This window comes from Nocardia sp. NPDC087230 (assembly GCF_044744725.1).
In the GTDB taxonomy this organism is placed as follows: Bacteria; Actinomycetota; Actinomycetes; order Mycobacteriales; family Mycobacteriaceae; genus Nocardia; species Nocardia canadensis.
Genome location: NZ_JBIUYV010000011.1, coordinates 115,353 through 133,804 on the forward strand (window position 1 = coordinate 115,353; position 18,452 = coordinate 133,804).

At 70.7% G+C, this 18,452-nt stretch carries 18 protein-coding genes; 12 read left to right on the plus strand and 6 right to left on the minus strand.

Annotated features, from left to right (window positions below):
• Window positions 1–20 precede the first annotated feature (20 nt).
• On the plus strand, window positions 21–926 hold the full coding sequence (gene bphC / locus ACIO52_RS28230; RefSeq protein ID WP_218722306.1) for a biphenyl-2,3-diol 1,2-dioxygenase: 906 nt from the start codon (window positions 21–23) through the stop codon (window positions 924–926).
• Window positions 927–1,106: 180 nt separating this feature from the next.
• Window positions 1,107–1,964, plus strand: coding sequence for an IclR family transcriptional regulator (locus tag ACIO52_RS28235; protein WP_218722305.1), 858 nt, complete (start codon window positions 1,107–1,109; stop codon window positions 1,962–1,964).
• Between the two features lie 42 nt (window positions 1,965–2,006).
• Here ACIO52_RS28235 and ACIO52_RS28240 read toward each other — a convergent pair whose 3' ends face one another.
• Complete coding sequence (locus ACIO52_RS28240; RefSeq protein ID WP_218722304.1) at window positions 2,007–2,636, minus strand: Dabb family protein; 630 nt, start codon at window positions 2,634–2,636, stop codon at window positions 2,007–2,009.
• Window positions 2,629–2,976: a hypothetical protein gene (locus ACIO52_RS28245; protein ID WP_402648084.1), complete on the minus strand. Its 348-nt coding sequence runs from the start codon at window positions 2,974–2,976 to the stop codon at window positions 2,629–2,631. Before ACIO52_RS28245 ends, ACIO52_RS28240 begins: the two co-directional genes overlap by 8 nt.
• Window positions 2,977–3,126: 150 nt before the next feature.
• On the opposite strand from ACIO52_RS28245, the gene ACIO52_RS28250 reads away from it, so the two are divergent.
• Window positions 3,127–4,089, plus strand: coding sequence for an alpha/beta hydrolase (locus ACIO52_RS28250; RefSeq protein WP_402648087.1), 963 nt, complete (start codon window positions 3,127–3,129; stop codon window positions 4,087–4,089).
• A 119-nt stretch (window positions 4,090–4,208) separates the two neighbouring features.
• Here the strand turns inward: ACIO52_RS28250 and ACIO52_RS28255 are convergent, their stop codons facing one another.
• Window positions 4,209–4,904: a PadR family transcriptional regulator gene (locus ACIO52_RS28255; protein ID WP_218722302.1), complete on the minus strand. Its 696-nt coding sequence runs from the start codon at window positions 4,902–4,904 to the stop codon at window positions 4,209–4,211.
• A 128-nt stretch (window positions 4,905–5,032) separates the two neighbouring features.
• On the opposite strand from ACIO52_RS28255, the gene ACIO52_RS28260 reads away from it, so the two are divergent.
• Window positions 5,033–5,539 carry a flavin reductase family protein gene (locus tag ACIO52_RS28260; protein WP_218722301.1) on the plus strand — a complete coding sequence of 169 codons (507 nt, stop codon included), beginning with the start codon at window positions 5,033–5,035 and terminating at the stop codon, window positions 5,537–5,539.
• A gap of 47 nt (window positions 5,540–5,586) precedes the next feature.
• Here the strand turns inward: ACIO52_RS28260 and ACIO52_RS28265 are convergent, their stop codons facing one another.
• The gene (locus tag ACIO52_RS28265) at window positions 5,587–7,218 is read right to left on the minus strand and encodes a flavin-containing monooxygenase (RefSeq protein WP_402648091.1); all 1,632 of its coding nucleotides are present in this window, start codon (window positions 7,216–7,218) and stop codon (window positions 5,587–5,589) included.
• A 195-nt stretch (window positions 7,219–7,413) separates the two neighbouring features.
• Between ACIO52_RS28265 and ACIO52_RS28270 the strand changes: the two genes are divergently transcribed.
• The 7 genes from ACIO52_RS28270 (at window position 7,414) to helR (ending at window position 15,446) form a co-directional block, all read left to right on the plus strand.
• Window positions 7,414–8,949 carry an FAD-binding protein gene (locus ACIO52_RS28270; protein ID WP_308248716.1) on the plus strand — a complete coding sequence of 512 codons (1,536 nt, stop codon included), beginning with the start codon at window positions 7,414–7,416 and terminating at the stop codon, window positions 8,947–8,949.
• Window positions 8,950–9,055: 106 nt separating this feature from the next.
• A complete protein-coding gene (locus ACIO52_RS28275) occupies window positions 9,056–9,427 on the plus strand; it encodes a nuclear transport factor 2 family protein (RefSeq protein ID WP_218722298.1) in 372 nt (123 codons plus the stop codon).
• Between the two features lie 11 nt (window positions 9,428–9,438).
• Window positions 9,439–11,100 (plus strand): FAD-binding protein, encoded by a 1,662-nt coding sequence (locus ACIO52_RS28280; protein WP_402648094.1) that lies wholly within the window; start codon window positions 9,439–9,441, stop codon window positions 11,098–11,100.
• Between the two features lie 10 nt (window positions 11,101–11,110).
• The gene (locus ACIO52_RS28285) at window positions 11,111–11,368 is read left to right on the plus strand and encodes a hypothetical protein (protein ID WP_218722296.1); all 258 of its coding nucleotides are present in this window, start codon (window positions 11,111–11,113) and stop codon (window positions 11,366–11,368) included.
• A gap of 25 nt (window positions 11,369–11,393) precedes the next feature.
• Window positions 11,394–12,185: an SDR family NAD(P)-dependent oxidoreductase gene (locus tag ACIO52_RS28290; protein ID WP_342801936.1), complete on the plus strand. Its 792-nt coding sequence runs from the start codon at window positions 11,394–11,396 to the stop codon at window positions 12,183–12,185.
• Window positions 12,182–13,057, plus strand: a complete 876-nt coding sequence (locus ACIO52_RS28295; protein WP_342801935.1) for an alpha/beta fold hydrolase — start codon at window positions 12,182–12,184, stop codon at window positions 13,055–13,057. The genes ACIO52_RS28290 and ACIO52_RS28295 overlap by 4 nt, the downstream gene beginning before the upstream one ends.
• 211 nt (window positions 13,058–13,268) lie before the next feature.
• Complete coding sequence (helR, locus tag ACIO52_RS28300; RefSeq protein ID WP_402648098.1) at window positions 13,269–15,446, plus strand: RNA polymerase recycling motor ATPase HelR; 2,178 nt, start codon at window positions 13,269–13,271, stop codon at window positions 15,444–15,446.
• Window positions 15,447–15,565: 119 nt separating this feature from the next.
• On the opposite strand, the gene ACIO52_RS28305 is transcribed toward helR, so the two are convergent.
• Both ACIO52_RS28305 and ACIO52_RS28310 read right to left on the minus strand, forming a co-directional pair.
• On the minus strand, window positions 15,566–16,393 hold the full coding sequence (locus tag ACIO52_RS28305; protein WP_218722292.1) for a mycofactocin-coupled SDR family oxidoreductase: 828 nt from the start codon (window positions 16,391–16,393) through the stop codon (window positions 15,566–15,568).
• Window position 16,394: 1 nt separating this feature from the next.
• Window positions 16,395–17,192 (minus strand): mycofactocin-coupled SDR family oxidoreductase, encoded by a 798-nt coding sequence (locus tag ACIO52_RS28310; protein ID WP_218722291.1) that lies wholly within the window; start codon window positions 17,190–17,192, stop codon window positions 16,395–16,397.
• Between the two features lie 192 nt (window positions 17,193–17,384).
• On the opposite strand from ACIO52_RS28310, the gene ACIO52_RS28315 reads away from it, so the two are divergent.
• Entirely contained in the window at window positions 17,385–18,440 is a 1,056-nt protein-coding gene (locus ACIO52_RS28315) for a ferredoxin--NADP reductase (protein ID WP_218722290.1), read from the plus strand.
• Window positions 18,441–18,452: the final 12 nt, after the last annotated feature.

An 18,452-nucleotide genomic window follows, 5' to 3' on the forward strand; every position in this document is an offset into this window, starting at 1 on the left:
CACCACGAAGGACAACGGAAATGACAGACATCAAAGGCCTCGGCTACGTCAAGATCCAGACCGCCGACATGGACCGGTGGCGCACCTTCGCGTTCGACGTGCTCGGCTTCGCGCAGGGCAGCGGACCCGACGAGAACGCGCTGTACCTGCGGATGGACGAGCGGGCGGCGCGCATCACGGTGGTGCCCGGCGACAGCGACGCGGTGGTGACCATCGGCTGGGAAGTGCGCGACCACGCGGCCCTGGTCCGGGTGCAGGAAGCGGTCACCGCGGCGGGCATCGCCGTCAAGCCGCTCTCGGTCGAGGAGGCCGACGCGCGCCGGGTCGAGGAGGTCATCACCTTCCAGGACCCGACCGGCGCGACGCTCGAGGTCTTCCACGGCGCGGTGCTCGACCACAGCCCGGTGGTGACGCCGTTCGGCGCGAAGTTCGTCACCGGCGCGCAGGGCCTGGGCCATGTCGTCCTGCCGACCATGGACCCCAACGGCGCGTTCGGCTTCTACACCGACGTGCTCGGCTTCCTGCCGCGCGGCGCGTTCCGGATCCCGGCGCCGCCGGAGTTCGGGCCGATGCGGGTGCGCTTCCTCGGCGTCAACGAGCGCCACCACAGCCTCGCGCTGTGCCCCGCGCCGCACGGTGGCGCCCCCGGCCTGGTGCACATCATGGTGGAGGTCGACACCCTCGATGCGGTCGGCCAGGCGTTGGACCGCGTCACCAAGGACGGCTTCTCGGTGTCCTCGACGCTGGGCAGGCACACCAACGACAAGATGGTGTCCTTCTACGTGCGCGCGCCCGGCGGCTGGGACGTGGAGTTCGGCACCGAGGGGATGCGGGTCGACGAGACCTATTACACCGCCGAGGAAATCACCGCCGACAGCTACTGGGGCCACGACTGGTCCGGCAGCGAGCCGCTCGCGGCCATGTAGTCGCGCGCAGCCCTTCGACGGCCCCCGTACCGAGCTCTCCGCTCGATACGGGGGCCGTCGTCGTTGCACACAGTTCGAGGATTCATGTGACAACGGACACAGAGGATGGTATCAATAGGTATATGCCTAATCGAAATATGCGACTGGGCATCAGCTCGTAGATCCGAAATGGAGCGCTCCATGGTCATCCAGGCCGAGGCCACCACCCCCAGTGCGATCCTCGATCGCGCGTCCCTGCTGCTCGACGCCTTCGACGGCCCGGGCAGGCTCACGCTCGCCCAGATCGTCCGGCGGACCGGGCTACCCCGGTCCTCGGCGCATCGCATGCTGGAACGGCTGGTGCAACTGCGCTGGCTCCGCCGCGAAGGGCGCGATTACGAGCTCGGGATCCGGCTGATGGAGCTCGGCTCGCTGGCCGTGCACCAGGACCGGCTGCATCGCGCGGCGATGCCGTTCCTGCACGAGCTGCACCGGGTCACCGGGTTCGTCGTGCACCTGGCCGTGCTGGACGGTCCCGACGTCGTGTACCTGGACAAGGTGGGCGGCGATCTGGCCGCCGCGGTGCCGACGCGGGTCGGCGGCAGGCGGCCCGCGCACTGTACGGCGGTCGGCAAGGCGATCCTGGCCTACTCCGACGAGCACCGGCTGGCCGAGGTCGTCACCGGTCAGGCCACGGCGCGCACCAAGTACTCGCTGACCACCCGCGCCCAGCTCGATCTCGAACTGCACAAGGTGCGCGCGCACGGGGTCGCGGTCGAGCGCGAGGAATCACTGGCCGGCTTCGGCTGCATCGCCGCCCCGATCGGCGATCTCGGTGAGTCCGCGGTGGCCGCGGTGTCGGTGTGCGGGCCGATCGACCGGATGGTGTTCGACCATCGGCTCAGCGCGCCGGTGCGCACGACGGCGCTCAACATCTGGCGCCACGTCGACGACGGCCGGGTGCGGGTCCGTCCCACCCTGCAGCAGCATCCGCGCCCGCTGGGCGTCGGCCCCGCGGCCCGGGTCGCCACCGACCACCGCGCGCCCCGCTACGCGTGATCGCGCGGTACGCCGCCCGGCGGGAGCGGGCGGCGGCCGGGGTCAGGCGGGGTCGTTCTCGCAGAAGCTGTGGCAGACGCGGTCGCGCACGATCACGTCGGGGCACTCCGGATCGAACCAACGGTCGACGTGCGCCCAGTGCACCGGGTGCATCAGATACGGGCCGTCGAGTCCGTCCAGATCGGTGAACTCCTGCTCCCAGACATGGGTCCACGGCACGGACCCGATGCCGCGACGCACCCGGCTCAACCGCCAGGACAGCATCGTCGGGATATAGCGCGGCATCCGCAGCAGGTCCGCCTCGAAGCGCTCCACCGTCGCGTCCGGGGTCTGCGGCGCGACCCGCAACAGCAGCACCCGGTACACCGAGCCGGGCGCGCGAGGCTCGGCGAAACCGCCGATGCCGCCGTCGTACTCGGCGCCGTCGACATGTGTGATGCCGGGATCGGCCAGCACCGCGTCGACCGCACCCGCGCAGGCCCGCCACTCCGCCGCCCCGTCGAAGCGCAGGTGCGCCAGCACGTCACCGCCGTTGCGAACCCCCGGCAGCGTGGGCTGGACCAGCACCCGGCGGGCCATCCCGGACACCGCCGCACCCAGCTCGGTCCTGAGCCGATCCGCCGCCGGACCGCCCGCCGCCGCACAATGCACCAGCCGAACGACCTCAAACATCGGCGAGCCGCTCGACATCGGACACCTCGGCGCCGGTGCAGCGCGTGCGCTGCGCGACCAGGTCGTCCACGCCGGACCACCACCGCCGCACCGCCGGATCGGAGCGCCCCTGCCAGGTCATCGCCCACCACCCCTCGGCGCCGTCGAGCACCCAGGTCGCGGTGACGGTGTTGGACTCGTCGGGAAACCAGATCGGTGGACTCACCACGATCCGCTCCAGCGTCATCCCTCGCTCGCGGGCCCCCGGCGCGTACTCACGCAGATAGGCGTCGACGAAGTCCCTGGCCCGCCCGGGTTTCGTCACAACGGTGTCGGTCACGTAGACCTTCGTGGTGTTCATGGGCCGACGGTAGGCACCTCGCGTGGCACGTCGACCAGGGGTTTCCGCCCAGCGGGAGAACGGGGTCCGCACCGCCGCGGCCCGGCTCTACGGTGGGCCGACGACCGGTTCGACCGTCGGACCGCGTCGCGAGAATCTCCAGGAGGGTCAGTGACTGTCCGCGTCTATCCCACCACCGGACCGGGTGCGGTGCCGGACCCCGAAGTGGCCGCGATGCTCGCCGCGCTCGACGCCGGTTTCCCCGACATCGCCACGATGCAGGCCGCCGAGGTGCGCGCCGCCATCCTCGGCAGGCGCGCGCCGCTGAAGTACCTGCCCGACATGCGCGAGGCGCGCGATATCGTCATCGCGGGCCCCGGCGGCGACCTGACTCTGCGCGTCTATCGACCACACCGCGACGAATCACCGCTGCCGGTGATCGTATTCGCCCACGGCGGCGGCTTCGTGTTCTGCGATCTCGACAGTCACGACGAGTTCTGCCGATCGATGGCCGAGGGCGTCGGCGCGATCGTGGTCGCGGTCGACTACCGGCTCGCGCCCGAGCACCGGGGACCCGCCGCGCACGAGGACGTCCTCGCCGCGCTGCGCTGGGTGGCCGAGCACGCGGGCGCGTTCGGCGGCGACCCGGCGCGGATCGCGCTGGCCGGCGACAGCGCGGGCGGCAATCTCGCCGCGACCGTGGCCATCGCGGTCCGCGACGGCGCCGGCCCCGCGGTCGCGGCGCAGATCCTGTTGTACCCGGTGATCGACGACGACTTCGAGACCGAGTCCTATCGGCGCTTCGGCACCGGCCACTACAACACGACGAGCGCGATGCGCTGGTACTGGCGGCAGTACGCCCCGCACGGCACCGACGACGTCCGCCTGGTGCCGACCAGGGCCGCCTCGCTGGCCGGCCTGCCGCCCGCGATCGTGATCACCGCCGAACTCGACCCGCCCTGCTCGGCGGGCGACGCCTACGCGCGCCGGCTCGCCGACGACGGCGTCGCGGTGCGGCACCGCCGCTACGACGGCCTGTTCCACGGCTTTCTCACCATCCCGTCGCTGGCCGCGACCACCGCCGCCCGCGCCGAGATCTGGGCGATGGTGCGCGAGGCACTGGGCACGCGCTGAACGCCTCACGCGGCCGCGGCACGATCATCGGCGACCCGGTCAGCGGGTCGTCGATGATCACGCGGTCCCAGCGGCTGACCGCGAAGTAATCGGTCGTGGGGCCGCGAGCGCCCCCACACCTACTCCGCCGGGTCGTGCTGCAGGCCCTCTTCCTCGCGGACCCGCTGCTCGATCTCGCGCCAGCGGCCCGGGGTCGGGTGGGGGTAGTCGGCGCGATCGTCGTGTTCGGCACCGGCCAGGATCGTGGCCGCGTTGTCGATGTCGTCGATCAGTTGCTGGGCCAGTTCCCGCTCGGCCGCGTAGTGGCGCTGCGCCCACTGCAGCACGATCTGCGAATAGGCCCAGCCCGGTTCGGATTTGGCGGCCTCGGCGTCGATCGCGGCCCGCTGCTCGAGCTGGTCGACGTCGTCGATGTGGTCGCGCAGGATCTGCTTGAGCCGATCCGGCGAGCCGAGGTGACCGAACATGACCCGCACCAGCACATGGTGTTTGAGCACCGACGGATCGACCGGCGCCTTGTTCCACCACAGCGTCACCGCTGCCCGGCCCGCGTCGGTGATCCGATAGAGCCGCTTGCCGCGCATGGCGTTGTCGTGGTCGAGCCGGGAGCTCGCGAAACCGTGCTGCTCGAGCTTCTTCAGCTCGGCGTAGATCTGGCTGTAGGACGGCGTCCAGTAGAAGTAGCGCAGGCTCCAGTCGGCCCACTTCTTCAGGTCGTAGCCGGAGACCTCTTCCTCGTAGGAGAGCATGGCGAGAACCGCCCAGCTGGTCGGCGGCAGGTTGGGCACGCCGGGATCGGGGTCGGGAGTCGCCATCGGTGCATGTTAGCAACCGCGGGTACCACCTTTTGCCCGCCGACAACCGCTGACCGGGAGAACGTCTTGAGCCGGTCCCCGCTCACCACGGATCGTGGGGGCAACGAATTCCGTTCGGGAGGACCCCTATGAATGCAGACAACGTCGTCGTCGACGCAGGTATCCCTGCCCCCGCCGACCTGCGCAGAGTGCTCGGTCATTTCGCGACCGGCGTCGCGGTGATCGCTGCTCACGACGGGACGCGGCCGCTCGGCTTCACCTGCCAGTCGGTGGTGTCGGTGTCGCTGGACCCGCCGTACGTGTCGTTCTGCCCGGCCAAGAGTTCCACCAGCTGGCCGCTGCTGCGCGCCGCGGGCGCCCTGTGCATCAACATCCTGGCCGAGGAGCAGAGCGAGCTGTGCCGCCGGTTCGCGGTCAGCGGCGCCGACAAGTTCGCCGGCGTCGACTGGGACCGGGCGGGCAACGGCGCGCCCGCGCTGGCCGGGGCGCTGGCCCACATCGAGGTCAGCGTCGAGCTCGAGCACGACGCGGGCGATCACACGGTGGTGCTGGCCCGGATCGTCGATCTGCGGGCCACCGAAGGTGGTAAGCCGCTGCTGTACTACCGCGGCGGGTTCGGCGGGTTCGCGGCCTGACCGACGACGGCGGGGTGGTCCGATCCGGACCACCCCGCCGTCGTGTCTCACGCCTCGAGGACGTCGAAACCCTTGTATCCCGCGGCCGCGACCTCGGCGATGATCTCGCCGTAGACCCCGAAGCCACCGACGAAGGGCATGAACACCCGCGGCCTGCCCTCGATGTTGGCGCCCAGGTACCACGAATTCGCCTGGGTCATCAGCGTTCCCGCGGCCCTGCTCGCGCATTCGCGGACCCACTCGGCCACCGCGTCCGGCCTGGCCTCGAGCCCCACCGCTCCCCTGCTGTCGAGGTAACCGATGGCCTCGGCCACCCAGTCGACGTGCAGTTCCGAGTGCAGCACCATGTTGGCCAGGACCGACGGGCTGCCGGGGCCGGTCAGGTTGAACAGGTTCGGGAAGCCCGTCACGCCCAGCCCCAGATAGGTCTTCGGTCCCTCCCGCCAGGCCTCGTTGAGCGATTCGCCACCGCGGCCGACGATGTTCATCCGCGACACCGAGCCGGTCATCGCGTCGAATCCGGTGGCCAGCACCAGGGTGTCGAGCGGGTAGTGCGCCGCGGTGGTGTGCACGCCCGCGGCGTCGATGCGGCTGATCGGGGTGGCCTTCAGGTCCACCAGCTCGACATTGGCGCGGTTGTAGGTCTGGTAGTAGTTCGTGTCGGTGCAGATCCGCTTGGTGCCGATCGGGTGATCACGCGGAACCAGCAGGTCGGCGACCCGCGGGTCGTCGATCACGGCCCGCACCTTCTCCTCCCAGAACTCCCGCGCGGTGTCGTTGGCGGCCAGGCTCACCAGCTGATCGGGAAAGGTCTTGCTGAACAACACGCCGCCCAGGGCCCAGCGCTGTTCGTAGGCCTCGCGCAGTTCCCGCGGGCTCACCGCGAGGGCGGACATCGGGTGCGCCTGATGCGGGGAACCGCCGCCGCTGGCCATCGACAGCCGCCTGCGCTCGGCGTAGTTCGCCTTCTGCGCCTGCCGGTCGGCCTCGCTCAGCGGTGTATTCCCCGCGGGCACACTGTAATTGGCGGTGCGCTGGAAGACGTGCAGCCGCTCGGCCTGTTCGGCCAGGCACGGGATGGTCTGGATGCCGGAGGATCCGGTGCCGATCACGCCGACCCGCTGTCCGGTCAGGTCGACGCCTTCGTGCGGCCAGTGCGAGGTGTGCAGCACCCGGCCCGCGAAGGAGTCGAGGCCGTCGATGGCCGGGGTGTTCGCGTTCGACAGCGGACCGGTGGCCAGCACGACGAACCGGGCCGAGACGGTCCGGCCGGTGTCGGTGTCGACCTGCCAGCGCAGGGTCCGCTCGTCGAGCACGATATCGGTGACGCGGGTGCCGAATTCGATGTCGCGGCGCAGGTCGTAGCGATCGGCGACGTGTTCGAGGTAGGACAGGATCTCGGGCTGGGTGGCGTACTTCTCACTCCAGTTCCACTCCTGCTGCAGCGCGTCGTCGAACGAGTACGAGTAGTCCACGCTCTCCACGTCGCACCGCGCGCCCGGGTAGCGGTTCCAATACCAGACGCCGCCCACGCCCTCGCCTGCCTCGAACACCCGCACGGTCAGTCCGCTGCCGCGGAAGCGGTGCAGTGCGTACAGGCCGGCGATGCCGGCGCCGACGACGACCACGTCGACGTCGGCCGGGCCCTTCACTGATGCCGATGGGGTCTCGGGGTTCACAGTGCCTACCTTTCGATGGAGACCGGTTCTCTGCGAGCGACGCTAAGGACGCGCGGGCCGGGAGAGCAGACGTCCTTCCCGCTGACCGGCACGTTCGGGTCCCGATCGCCTCCCGGTGATCGGGATGGTCGCTCCGTGACCGCCGTCACCCGACCTACCGTCATCGCCACAACGAGGTGGTACCAGGAGGAAACAGTGGTGGACTGGAACGACGAGGTGGACGTGCTGGTCGCGGGCTCGGGCGGTGGCCTGGCCGGCGCCTACACCGCCGCCCGCGAAGGGCTCAGCGTCGCGGTGGTCGAGGCGACCGACAAGTTCGGCGGCACGACGGCGTATTCGGGTGGCGGTGGCGTCTGGTTCCCGTGCAACCCGGTGCTGGAGCGCGCGGGCACCGACGACACCCTCGACGACGCGCTCACCTACTACCGGGCCGTCGTCGGCGACCGCACCCCCGACGAGCTGCAGCAGACCTACGTGCGGCGGGGTCGCGACCTCATCGAATACCTCGAAGCCGACGACCATTTCGAGTTCCAGATGCTGCCGTGGCCGGACTACTTCGGTAAGGCGCCCAAGGCCAGGCTCGACGGGCAGCGCCACATCATGCCCACGCCGCTGCCCGCCGCCGAGCTGGGCGAGCTGCGCGAGTCGCTGCGCGGACCGCTCGATACCGACCGGCTCGGCGCCGCGCTGCCGGAGCTGCTGATCGGCGGGCAGGCGCTGATCGGGCGCATGCTGCGCGCGCTGTCGACCTACCCGCACGCCAAGCTCTACCTGGAGTCGCCGCTGGTGGAGCTGGTCGTCGAGGACGGTGTGGTGACCGGTGCGATCGTCGAACGCGACGGCGACCGGGTCGCGATCCGCGCGCGCCGCGGCGTGGTGCTCGCCGCGGGCGGTTTCGAGCAGAACGACGAGCTGCGCAAGCACTACGGCGTGCCCGGCGAGGCGCGAGACACCATGGGACCCTGGGGAAATCAGGGCTTGGCGCACCAGGCAGGCATCGCGGCAGGCGCCGACACCGATCTCATGGATCAGGCGTGGTGGTCACCGGGCCTGACCCACCCGGACGGGCGCTCGGCGTTCGCGCTGTGGTTCACCGGTGGCATCTTCGTCGACCAGGACGGCAACCGATTCGTCAACGAGTCGGCGCCCTACGACCGGCTCGGCCGCGAGGTCATCCGGCAGATGACCGAGCGCGGCCTGACCCTGCCGTTCTGGATGATCTACGACGACACCGAAGGCGAGGTGCCGCCGATCAAGGCCACCAACGTGTCCATGGTCGAGACGCAGAAATACGTCGACGCGGGCCTGTGGCACACCGCCGACACCCTCGCCGAGCTGGCCGCGAAGATCGGTGTGCCCGCGGCGAATCTCGAGGCGACCGTGGAACGGTTCAACGGCATGGTCGCCACCGGCGTCGACCCCGATTTCGGGCGCGGCGACGAGGCCTACGACCGCGCCTTCTCCGGCGGCGAACCGCCGCTGGTGACCATCGACAAGGGCCCGTACCACGCCGCGGCGTTCGGCATCTCCGACCTCGGCACCAAGGGCGGCCTGCGCACCGACTCGGCGGCGCGGGTGCTCGGCCGCGACGGCGCGCCGATCCCCGGCCTCTACGCGGCGGGCAACACCATGGCCGCGGTCAGCGGTGAGGTCTACCCCGGCGGTGGCAACCCGATCGGCGCGTCCATGCTGTTCAGCCACCTCGCCGTGCGGCACATGCTGGGCGAATAGGCCCGCCCGGGTCCCTCCCGCTGGCCGGGAGGGACCCGTGTCCACCGGCCACCGGATGTGGTTCGGTTCACAGATCCCCACTTCTCGACATTTCAGGAGCAACACGATGGCTTCAGCGGACGACATTCGCGCGACGGTGCGCAAATATGTGGAGGCCGTCGGCAGCGGTACGGCTGCCGACGTCGTCGCCCTCTACCGCGAGGACGCGACGGTCGAGGATCCGGTCGGCTCCGAACCGCATGTCGGCCACGCCGCGATCACGAAGTTCTACGAGGCCATCGAGCCGCTGCGGCGCTCGACGGAACTGTTCAGCGTGCGCGTCGCGGGCGACAGCGCCGCGTTCAGCTTCCGGGTGGTCACCGAGTTCGGCGACCAGAAGTTCACCCTCGATCCGATCGATGTCATGACCTTCGACGAGGACGCCCGCATCACCAGCATGCGCGCGTTCTGGTCCCAGGACGACATGGTCGTCGGCTGAGTGAGGCGAGAGTGACTGCGACCGAACAACACTGGGATCACGAAGTCGGCTTCCTCGTCGTCGGCAGCGGCGCGGGCGGGCTGACCGGCGCGCTCGCGGCCGCCGATCGCGGGCTCGACACCCTCGTCATCGAGAAGGCCGCGGTGTACGGCGGCAGCACCGCGCTCTCGGGCGGCGGGATCTGGGTGCCGAACAATCCGACGCTGCTGCGCGAGGGTCTCGGCGATTCCCGCGCGGATGTGCGCGCCTACCTCGACGCCGTCGTCGGCGACCGGGTGCCCACCGGCAACCTCGACGCCTTCATCGACGAGGGCCCGCGCATGCTGGCCTTCCTGGAGACCAGTCCGCACCTGCGGTTCCAGTGGTGCACCGGCTATTCCGACTATCACCCCGAGGCGCCGGGCGGTCGTCCCGCGGGCCGCTCCATCGAGCCGCTGCCGGTCGACCTCAAGCAGCTCGGCGAGGACGAGGATCTGCTGCGCCCGGCGGCGCTGGCGACCCCGCCCGGGCTGTTCATCACCTCCAAGGACTTCGTCCAGCTCAATATGGTGACCCGCACCTGGAAGGCGCGCTGGACCGCGCTGCTGACCGGCTTGCGGGCGGTCAAGGCGATCCTGCTGCGCAGGCACATGGACACCCTGGGCCGAGCGCTGATCGCGCGGCTGCGGCTGGCCCTGCGCGACGCGGGCGTGCCGCTGTGGCTGAGCACGCCGCTGCGCTCGCTGATCACCGACGAGTCGGGCGCGGTGCTCGGCGTCGTCGCCGAACGCGACGGCCGCGAGATCCGGATCCGGGCGCGCGCCGGAGTGCTGCTGGCCACCGGCGGTTTCGAGCACAACCAGGCGATGCGCAAGCGCTATCTGCCCGAGGGCGGACGCGACAACTTCAGCGCCGCCTCGACCGACAACACCGGTGACGGCATCGTCGCGGGCGAGCGGGTCGGCGCCGCGGTCGATCTGATGGACGACGCGTGGTGGATGCCGTCGTTCCAGCGGCCCGACGGCATCAATCAGGTGCTGGTCTCGGAGCGGTCGATCCCGCGCTCGATCATCGTCGACAGCTCCGGAAAGCGCTTCACCAACGAGGCCTCGCCGTACGTCACGTTCGTGCACGCCCAGCTGCGCGGCAGCCACGACCCGGCCTGGCTGATCTTCGACGCGAAGGCCAAGAGCCGCTATCCCATCGGCGGCATCGTGCCCGGACAGAAGTTCCCCGCCGCGTGGACCTCGAGCGGTCTGGTGCAGAGCGCACCCGACATCGAGGGCCTGGCCGCCGCGATCGGTGTTCCCGTCACCACGCTGCGCGAGACCGTCGACCGGTTCAACGGATTCGCGCGCGCGGGCCACGACGCCGACTTCGGTCGCGGGGACAGCGCCTACGACAACTACTACGGTGACCCGACGCTGGCGACGCCGGCGCTCGATGTGATGGACAAGGGCCCGTACTACGCGCTGCGCGTGCGCATCGGCGACCTCGGCACCAAGGGCGGTCTGGTCTACAACGCCGACGCCCAGGTGTTGCGCGCCGACGGCTCGCCCATCCCCGGCCTCTACGCCGCCGGCAACACCTCCGCGGCCGTGATGGGCAACGACTACGCCGGCGCGGGCGCGACCATCGGTCCCGCGATGGTGTTCGGCTACGTCGGCGCGCGGCACGCCGCGGGCGAGCGCTGAGGCGGGCATCATGCATCCCGTCGAATGCGCGAGCTGCGGCAACAAGGTGCTGGCCGAGAAGTTCAGCCCCAGCCACACCAGCGTCCAGTGGCTCGACGACGCCGAGTCCGCCTGCCCGGAATTCGCCCGGCGCGCGGCTCTCGGCGAGCCGAGCAGCTGGATCCCCACCTGCTCGGCACTGCGCGATTCGATCGACGACGCGGTTCGCGCGGGCGAATTGGCGACCGATCAGTTGCGGCACGAGCCGGTTCCCGGCCGGCTCGGCTGACCCCCACACCTAGGAGAGACGACTCATGAACAGACTCGACGGCCACCGGACACTGGTCACCGGCGCCGCGTCCGGCATCGGACAGGCCACCGTGCTCCGGCTGCTCGACGAGGGCGCCCGAGTGGTCGGCGCCGACGTGTCGGCCGACGGTCTCGCGGCCACCCTGGCGCGGGCCACCGAACGCGGCACCGCGGACCGGCTGACCACTCTGACCCTCGACATCGGGGACGAGCAGTCGGTGATCGAGGGCGTGCGCTCGTCGGTGCAGACTCTCGGTGGGCTGGACTCGCTGGTCAACGCGGCGGGCATCCTGCGCGCCTCGCACACCGAGCAGACCTCCCTCGAGCTGTGGGATCTGATCCTGCGGGTCAATCTCACCGGCACCTTCCTGGTGGTCCGCGAGGCACTGCCCGCCCTACTGGCCAACCCGCGCGCGACGATCGTGAACTTCAGCTCCACCTCGGCGGCCTTCGCGCACCCCTACATGGCGGCCTACGCGGCGAGCAAGGGCGGCATCCAGTCCTTCACCCACGCCATCGCCCTCGAATACGGCGGCAAGGGCCTGCGCGCGGTGTGCGTCGCGCCGGGCAGCATCAAGTCCGGCATCACCGACGCCACACCGGGTTACGTGCCCGCCGACGCCGATTGGGCGCTGTTCTCGAAGCTGTCGCCCGCCCTGCCGACCGATCAGGAATCCGGCGGCGCGGGCATGGGCGATCCGAGCGCGGTGGCCGGCGTGATCGCGATGCTGGTCTCCGAGGACGGCGCGTTCATCACCGGCACCGAGATCCGCATCGACGGGGGCACGCACGCATGACCGAGCTGAGCTACGAGGCCACCCTGCGCGAGATCCGCACCGACGCGGGCGTGCTGCGCTACCACGAGGCCGGCGACGGTCCGCCGCTGCTGCTGCTGCACGGGTCGGGCCCCGGGGTCACCGGGTGGCGCAACTACCGCGGCAATCTCGCCACGTTCGCCGACCGATTCCGGTGCCTGGTCCTGGAATTCCCCGGCTTCGGGGTGAGCGACGACTTCGGCGGGCATCCGATGGTCACCGCGCTCGACGCGGTGGTCCGCTTCGTCGATGCGCTGGGCCTGGACAGTGTCGACATCATCGGCAACTCGATGGGCGGTGGCGTCGCGCTCAACTACGCGATCGCGCATCCGGAGCGGGTCGGCAAGCTGGTGACGATCGGCGGCATCGGGCGCAACCTGTTCAGCCCGGGTCCCGGCGAGGGCATCAAGCTGCTGCAGGAGTTCACCGAGGAGCCCACCCGCGAGCGGCTGATCCAGTGGCTGCACTCGATGGTCTACGACCCGGCCATGGTCACCGACGAGCTCATCGAGGAGCGCTGGACCCAGGCCACCGACCCGGCCACGCTCGACAGCGCGCGCCGGATGTACAGCAAGGCCGCGTTCGCGATGATGGTGCGGGCGATGGAGGCCTCGGACGCGCCCCCGCCGTGGGCGATGCTGCACAAGGTGCAGGCGCCGACCCTGATCACCTGGGGCCGCGACGACCGGGTGAGCCCGCTGGATATGGCGTTGATCCCGATGCGCACGATCCCGCGCGCCGAACTGCACGTGTTCCCGAACTGCGGGCACTGGGCGATGATCGAGCGCAAGGACGAATTCGAGTCGGCGGTACTGGCGTTCCTGACCCGCAAGGAGGCCGACCGGACGGCGTGATCGCCGATCCCGATGCTCTGTGCCCACGGCCCCCTGTGCACTGGACGGGAGGAGTCCTCACTCCCCTTCCGTATCCAACATATAGCGCACAGGGGGCCTTGCCGCAAGGCCCCGGTGGTGCCGCATAATCGTCCGCCGTAGCCAGAAGCTGCGGAAACGGGTGTGATCGACGCGCTCCGCCGGGATCGGTGAACCGGGAAAGTGAGGGCAGGTGTCAATTCAGGGGTATCAGGACGAACTACGGTCCGAGCAGCACTACGTGGACGGTCTGTACGCGCGGCTCGACGCCGAACGCGCCAGGGTGAAGGGTCGCTACAGCGCGACACTGCGCGGCACGGGCGTCTCGGCCATGGACCGGGATTTCGAGGCCCGCGCGCTGGCCAAGGAGGCCAAGCGCCTGGACGTGGCCGACAACGGACTGTGCTTCGGCCGGCTCGACGCGCTCTCCGGAGAGGTGTCCTACATCGGCCGCATCGGCCTGTTCGACGAGGCGAACGACTTCGAGCCGCTGCTGCTCGACTGGCGCGCGCCCGCCGCCCGCGCCTTCTATGTCGCGACCGCGGCCTCGCCGGAGGACATGCGCAGGCGCCGCCAGTTCCACACCCGCGGCCGCCGGGTGACCGAGTTCACCGACGAGGTGCTCGGCAGGCCGGACGGCGACGAGCGTGGCGACGCGGCCCTGCTCGCGGCCGTCAACGCGCCGCGCGGGGAGGGCATGCGCGACATCGTCGCGACGATCCAGGCCGAGCAGGACGAGATCATCCGGCTCGACCATCCTGGCGTGCTGGTGATCGAGGGCGGTCCCGGCACCGGCAAGACCGTGGTGGCGCTGCACCGCGTCGCGTATCTGCTCTACACCCAGCGCGAGCGGATGGAACGCCAGGGCGTGCTGGTGGTCGGGCCCAACCCCGCCTTCCTGCAGCACATCTCGCATGTGCTGCCGTCGCTGGGCGAGACCAATGTGGTCTTCACGACCGCGGGCGAGCTGGTGCCGGGACTGCGCGTGACCGCCGAGGACGGACCGGAAGCGGCACGGCACAAGGGTTCACTGCGGATCCTCGACATCCTCGCCGCGGCGATCGCGGACCGGCAGCGGCTGCCGGCGGACCCGGTGCCGATCGAGCTCGCCGACGTCACCGTGCGGATCGACGCCGAGACCGCGCAATGGGCGAGCGAGGAGGCACGGGCGAGCGGACGCCCGCACAACGAGGCGCGCGCGGTGTTCCGCGAGATCGTCACCTACGTCCTCACCGAGCGCGCGATCGGCCGGATCGGGCAGGGCTGGCTCACCCGCGACGACCGCGAGGCGTGGGAACAGCTGCGCGCCGACCTGGTCGCCGAACTCGCCGACCACACCGCGTTCACCGCCGCGCTCGACGACCTGTGGCCGATCCTGACGCCGGAAACCCTGCTCTCCGAGCTGTATTCGTCGCACGATCGGCTGCGGGCGGCGGGCGCCGATGCCGCGCTGTATCGCGCCGAGGGCACCGCCTGGACCGTCTCGGATGTGCCGCTGCTCGACGAGCTCGTCGACCTGCTGGGCAGGCACCAGCCCGTCGACGACACCGCCGAGCGGGAGGCCAGGGCCGAGGCCGCCTACGCCGCGCGGGTGCTCGAGAACATGGTCGGCCGGGAAGACCACATGGACGACGAGGATCACCTGTTCGCCCAGGACATGCTCTTCGGCGAGGATCTGGCCGAACGCTTCCTCGAACGCGACACCAGGGAACTCGCCGAACGTGCTGCCGCGGACCGGGAGTGGACCTACCGGCACGTGGTCGTCGACGAAGCGCAGGAATTGTCGGAGATGGAGTGGCGGGTGCTGATGCGCCGCTGCCCCGGCAAATCCTTCACGATCGTGGGTGATCTCGCGCAGCGCCGGTCGGCGGCGGGTGCGACGTCGTGGGCATCGATGCTGGAGCCCTACGTTCCGGGCCGCTGGGCCTATCGCGCGCTGACCGTCAACTACCGCACACCCGCCGAGATCATGACCGTCGCCGCGGCGGTGCTCGCCGATTTCGCCCCGGACGTGCGGCCGCCGGAGTCGGTGCGCGCATGTGGCGTCCAGCCGTGGTCGCGCCGCGTGGATACGGACGAACTCGCCACGGCCATCGAGGAATTCGTTCGCGCGGAGTCCGGGCGGGAAGGCACCAGCGTGGTGATCGGTCCGCCCGGGGTGCCGGGCACGGTCACCGCGTCGGAGACCAAGGGTCTGGAGTACGACGCCGTCCTGGTCGTCGAGCCGGAACGGATCCTCGCCGACGGTCCCCGCGGCGCGGCCGAGCTCTATGTCGCCCTGACCCGCGCCACCCAGCGGCTGGGCGTGCTCCACCACGGCGAGCTCCCCCGGTCCATGACCGGACTCGCCGATCTCGTGCCGACCAGCTGAGATCGGCGATATCGACCGGAAGCGATGTCGGCCGGAGACGGATGGTGTCCGGGCCGACGGCGTCAGCGGCTGTCGGCGTCGCGGTGGCGCGGCCCGTCGAGGCCGCACCACCGGACAACTCAGCGCTGGGTCGAGCCCGCGTCGACGGGCAGGGTCACCGCGGTGATGTAGCGGGCTTCGTCCGAGGCCAGGAACAGCGCCGCGTTGGCGATGTCGACGGGCTCGACCCACGGGATGGGCAGCATGTTCATCGACACCGCCGCCTCGGCGAACTCCTCGCGCGTCGGGTGCTCGCGGTCGGGCCGGAACACTTTGCGCACCATGTCGTTCTGGATCATCGGGGTGTCGACGTTGGTGGGGTGCACCGAGTTCACCCGGACATGGTGCGGGGCCAGCTCTTTGGCCAGGGAGCGCATCAGGCCGACCACGCCGTGCTTGGCGGCGGTGTAGTGCGCGACGCCGACCAGCCCGCGCAGGCCCGCGATCGAGCTGGTCAGGATCATGGCGCCGCCGCCACGATGGATCAGGTGCGGGGTGGCGGCCTTGCAGGTCTGCCACACGCCGGTCAGGTTGACGTCGATCATCGTCTGCCACTGCTGGTCGGTCAGTTCCAGCGCGCCCGCGCTGGAACTGATACCGGCGGTGGCGCAGACGATGTCGAGGCCACCCAGCTCGGTGACGGCGGCGTCGACCGCCGTCCGCAGCGCGGCGCCGTCGCGCACGTCGACGGTGGCCGCCACGATGCGGGCGCCCGTCGCCTCGACCGCGCGCACGGTCTCGGCGAGGTCGTCGGGAGTCGCCCCCGGCGACACCACGGTCTCGACCGGTCCGCAGATGTCGACGGCGACGATGTCGGCGCCCTCCTCGGCCAGCCGGATGGCCTGGGCGCGGCCGATGCCGCGCGCGGCGCCGGTGATCAGCGCGATCTTGCCCGAAACCCGTCCCATGTCACACCTTCTGAGTCAGTCCGGCATCCACCACGAGCTGGGTTCCCGTCACGTAACGGGACTCGTCGGATGCGAGGAAGAGCACGGCATTGCTGATGTCGACCGGATCGACCCACGGCACGGGCAGTACGGTGCGCTGGGCCAGGGCCTCGGCGGCGTCGGCCTGGGTGGGGTGGGCCAGATCGGGGCGCAGCTTGGCGTACACGGCGTCGTTGAGGATCATCGGCGTCGCCACCGAACCGGGGTGCACGGTGTTGACCCGGATGCCGCGCGGGCCGAGTTCGTTGGCCAGGGTGCGGGCGAGACCGACGACGGCGTGCTTGCTCGCCGAGTAGTGCGAGGCGGTGGCCGCGCCGGTGATGCCGTTGGTGGAGCTGACGATGACGATCGAACCGCCGTCGCTCAGTGCCGGGACACCGGCCCGCACGGTGTGCCACATGCCGGTGAGGTTGATGTCGATGGTGCGCTGCCAGGCCTCGTCGGACAGTTCCCAGGACAGGCCGAGGTCGCTGTAGATGCCGGCGTTGGCGACGATCACGTCGAGGCGGCCCAGCGCGGCCACGCCGTCGGCGACCGCCACGTCCAGGGCGGCCTGGTCGCGGACGTCGGCCGCGGCGGTGACGCACAGGCGGCCGATGTCCACGACCTCGGCCGCCGTCTGCGCGAGTCCCGCCGCGGCGGCCTCGATGTCGACGGCGATGATGTCGGCGCCTTCCTCGGCCAACCGACGGCAATGGGCGCGGCCCATTCCCCCGGCCGCGCCGGTCACCAGCGCGACGGTGTGCTGCATGCGGTTCATCGGGCGCCCCCGGGAGATCGAGTGTCCACGAGCCCGACGCTAGGGTTGCCGCCGCGACCGCAGGCCCCGGTCTTCCCGATCAGCGGACAGTGCGCGGCGATCTCCCGGCCACCGGGATCGGTGGGCAGCGCGGCGCGCGTGAGCTGCGACGGTGGCCACGCAAGACCGGCTCTGTGATCGAGGAGGACACCAGTGACGAGGGCGACTGTCGACGTTGCGCGTGGCGCGCGGGTGGTGACGCTGCGCGTGGCGGCGGTGATCGAGGAAACCGCGGACGCGCGCTCGCTCGTGTTCGAGGTTCCCGACGACGCCGCCGACCGGTTCGCCTACCGGCCGGGTCAGTTCCTGACCCTGCGCATCCCGAGTGACCGGCCCGAGCCGGTCGCCCGGTGCTACTCCCTGGCGAGTTCACCGTTCACCGGCGAGCCGCCGCGGGTGACCGTCAAGCGCACCGCCGACGGCTACGGCTCGAACTGGTTGTGCGACAACGTCTCCGTCGGCGACACCCTGGACGTGCTGCCGCCGCAGGGCACCTTCACCCCGGCCTCCCTCGACACCGATCTGCTGCTGTGGGCAGCGGGCAGCGGCATCACTCCGGTGATGTCGATCCTGCGCTCGGCGCTGGTGCGCGGCACGGGCCGAGTGGTGCTGTTCTACGCCAATCGTGGGCAGGAGTCGGTGATCTTCGCCGAGGCGCTGCGCGAGCTGGTGGCGCGCCATCCGGGCCGGGTGCACGTGGTGCACTGGCTCGAAGCGGTGCAGGGCCTGCCCACGGCCGCCCAGCTGGCGGCGTTCGCCGCGCCGTACGCGTCCTACGAGTCGTTCGTGTGCGGGCCGGGCCCGTTCATGGCGGCGGTGACCGAGGCGCTGACCGGCGCGGGGTGGCCGCGTGAGCGGATCACCACCGAGGTGTTCGTCTCGCTGTCGGGCGATCCGTTCGCCGAGCCCGCGCCGATCGCGGACGAGGAGGCGGGCGACGCCGCGCAGGTCGAGGTGGAACTCGACGGCGCCGTACACGCCCTGCGCTGGCCACGATCGCGCACCCTGGTCGACGTGATGCTGGCCGACGGTCTCGACGTGCCGTACTCCTGTCGCGAGGGCGAATGCGGTTCGTGCGCCTGCACCGTCGTCGACGGCGCGGTGAGCATGGGCCCCAGCGCGATCCTCGATCAGGAGGACATCGACGCGGGCTACACGCTGGCCTGCCAGGCCCGCCCGACCACCGATTCGGTGCGCATCCGCTTCTGACCCGAGAGGTGC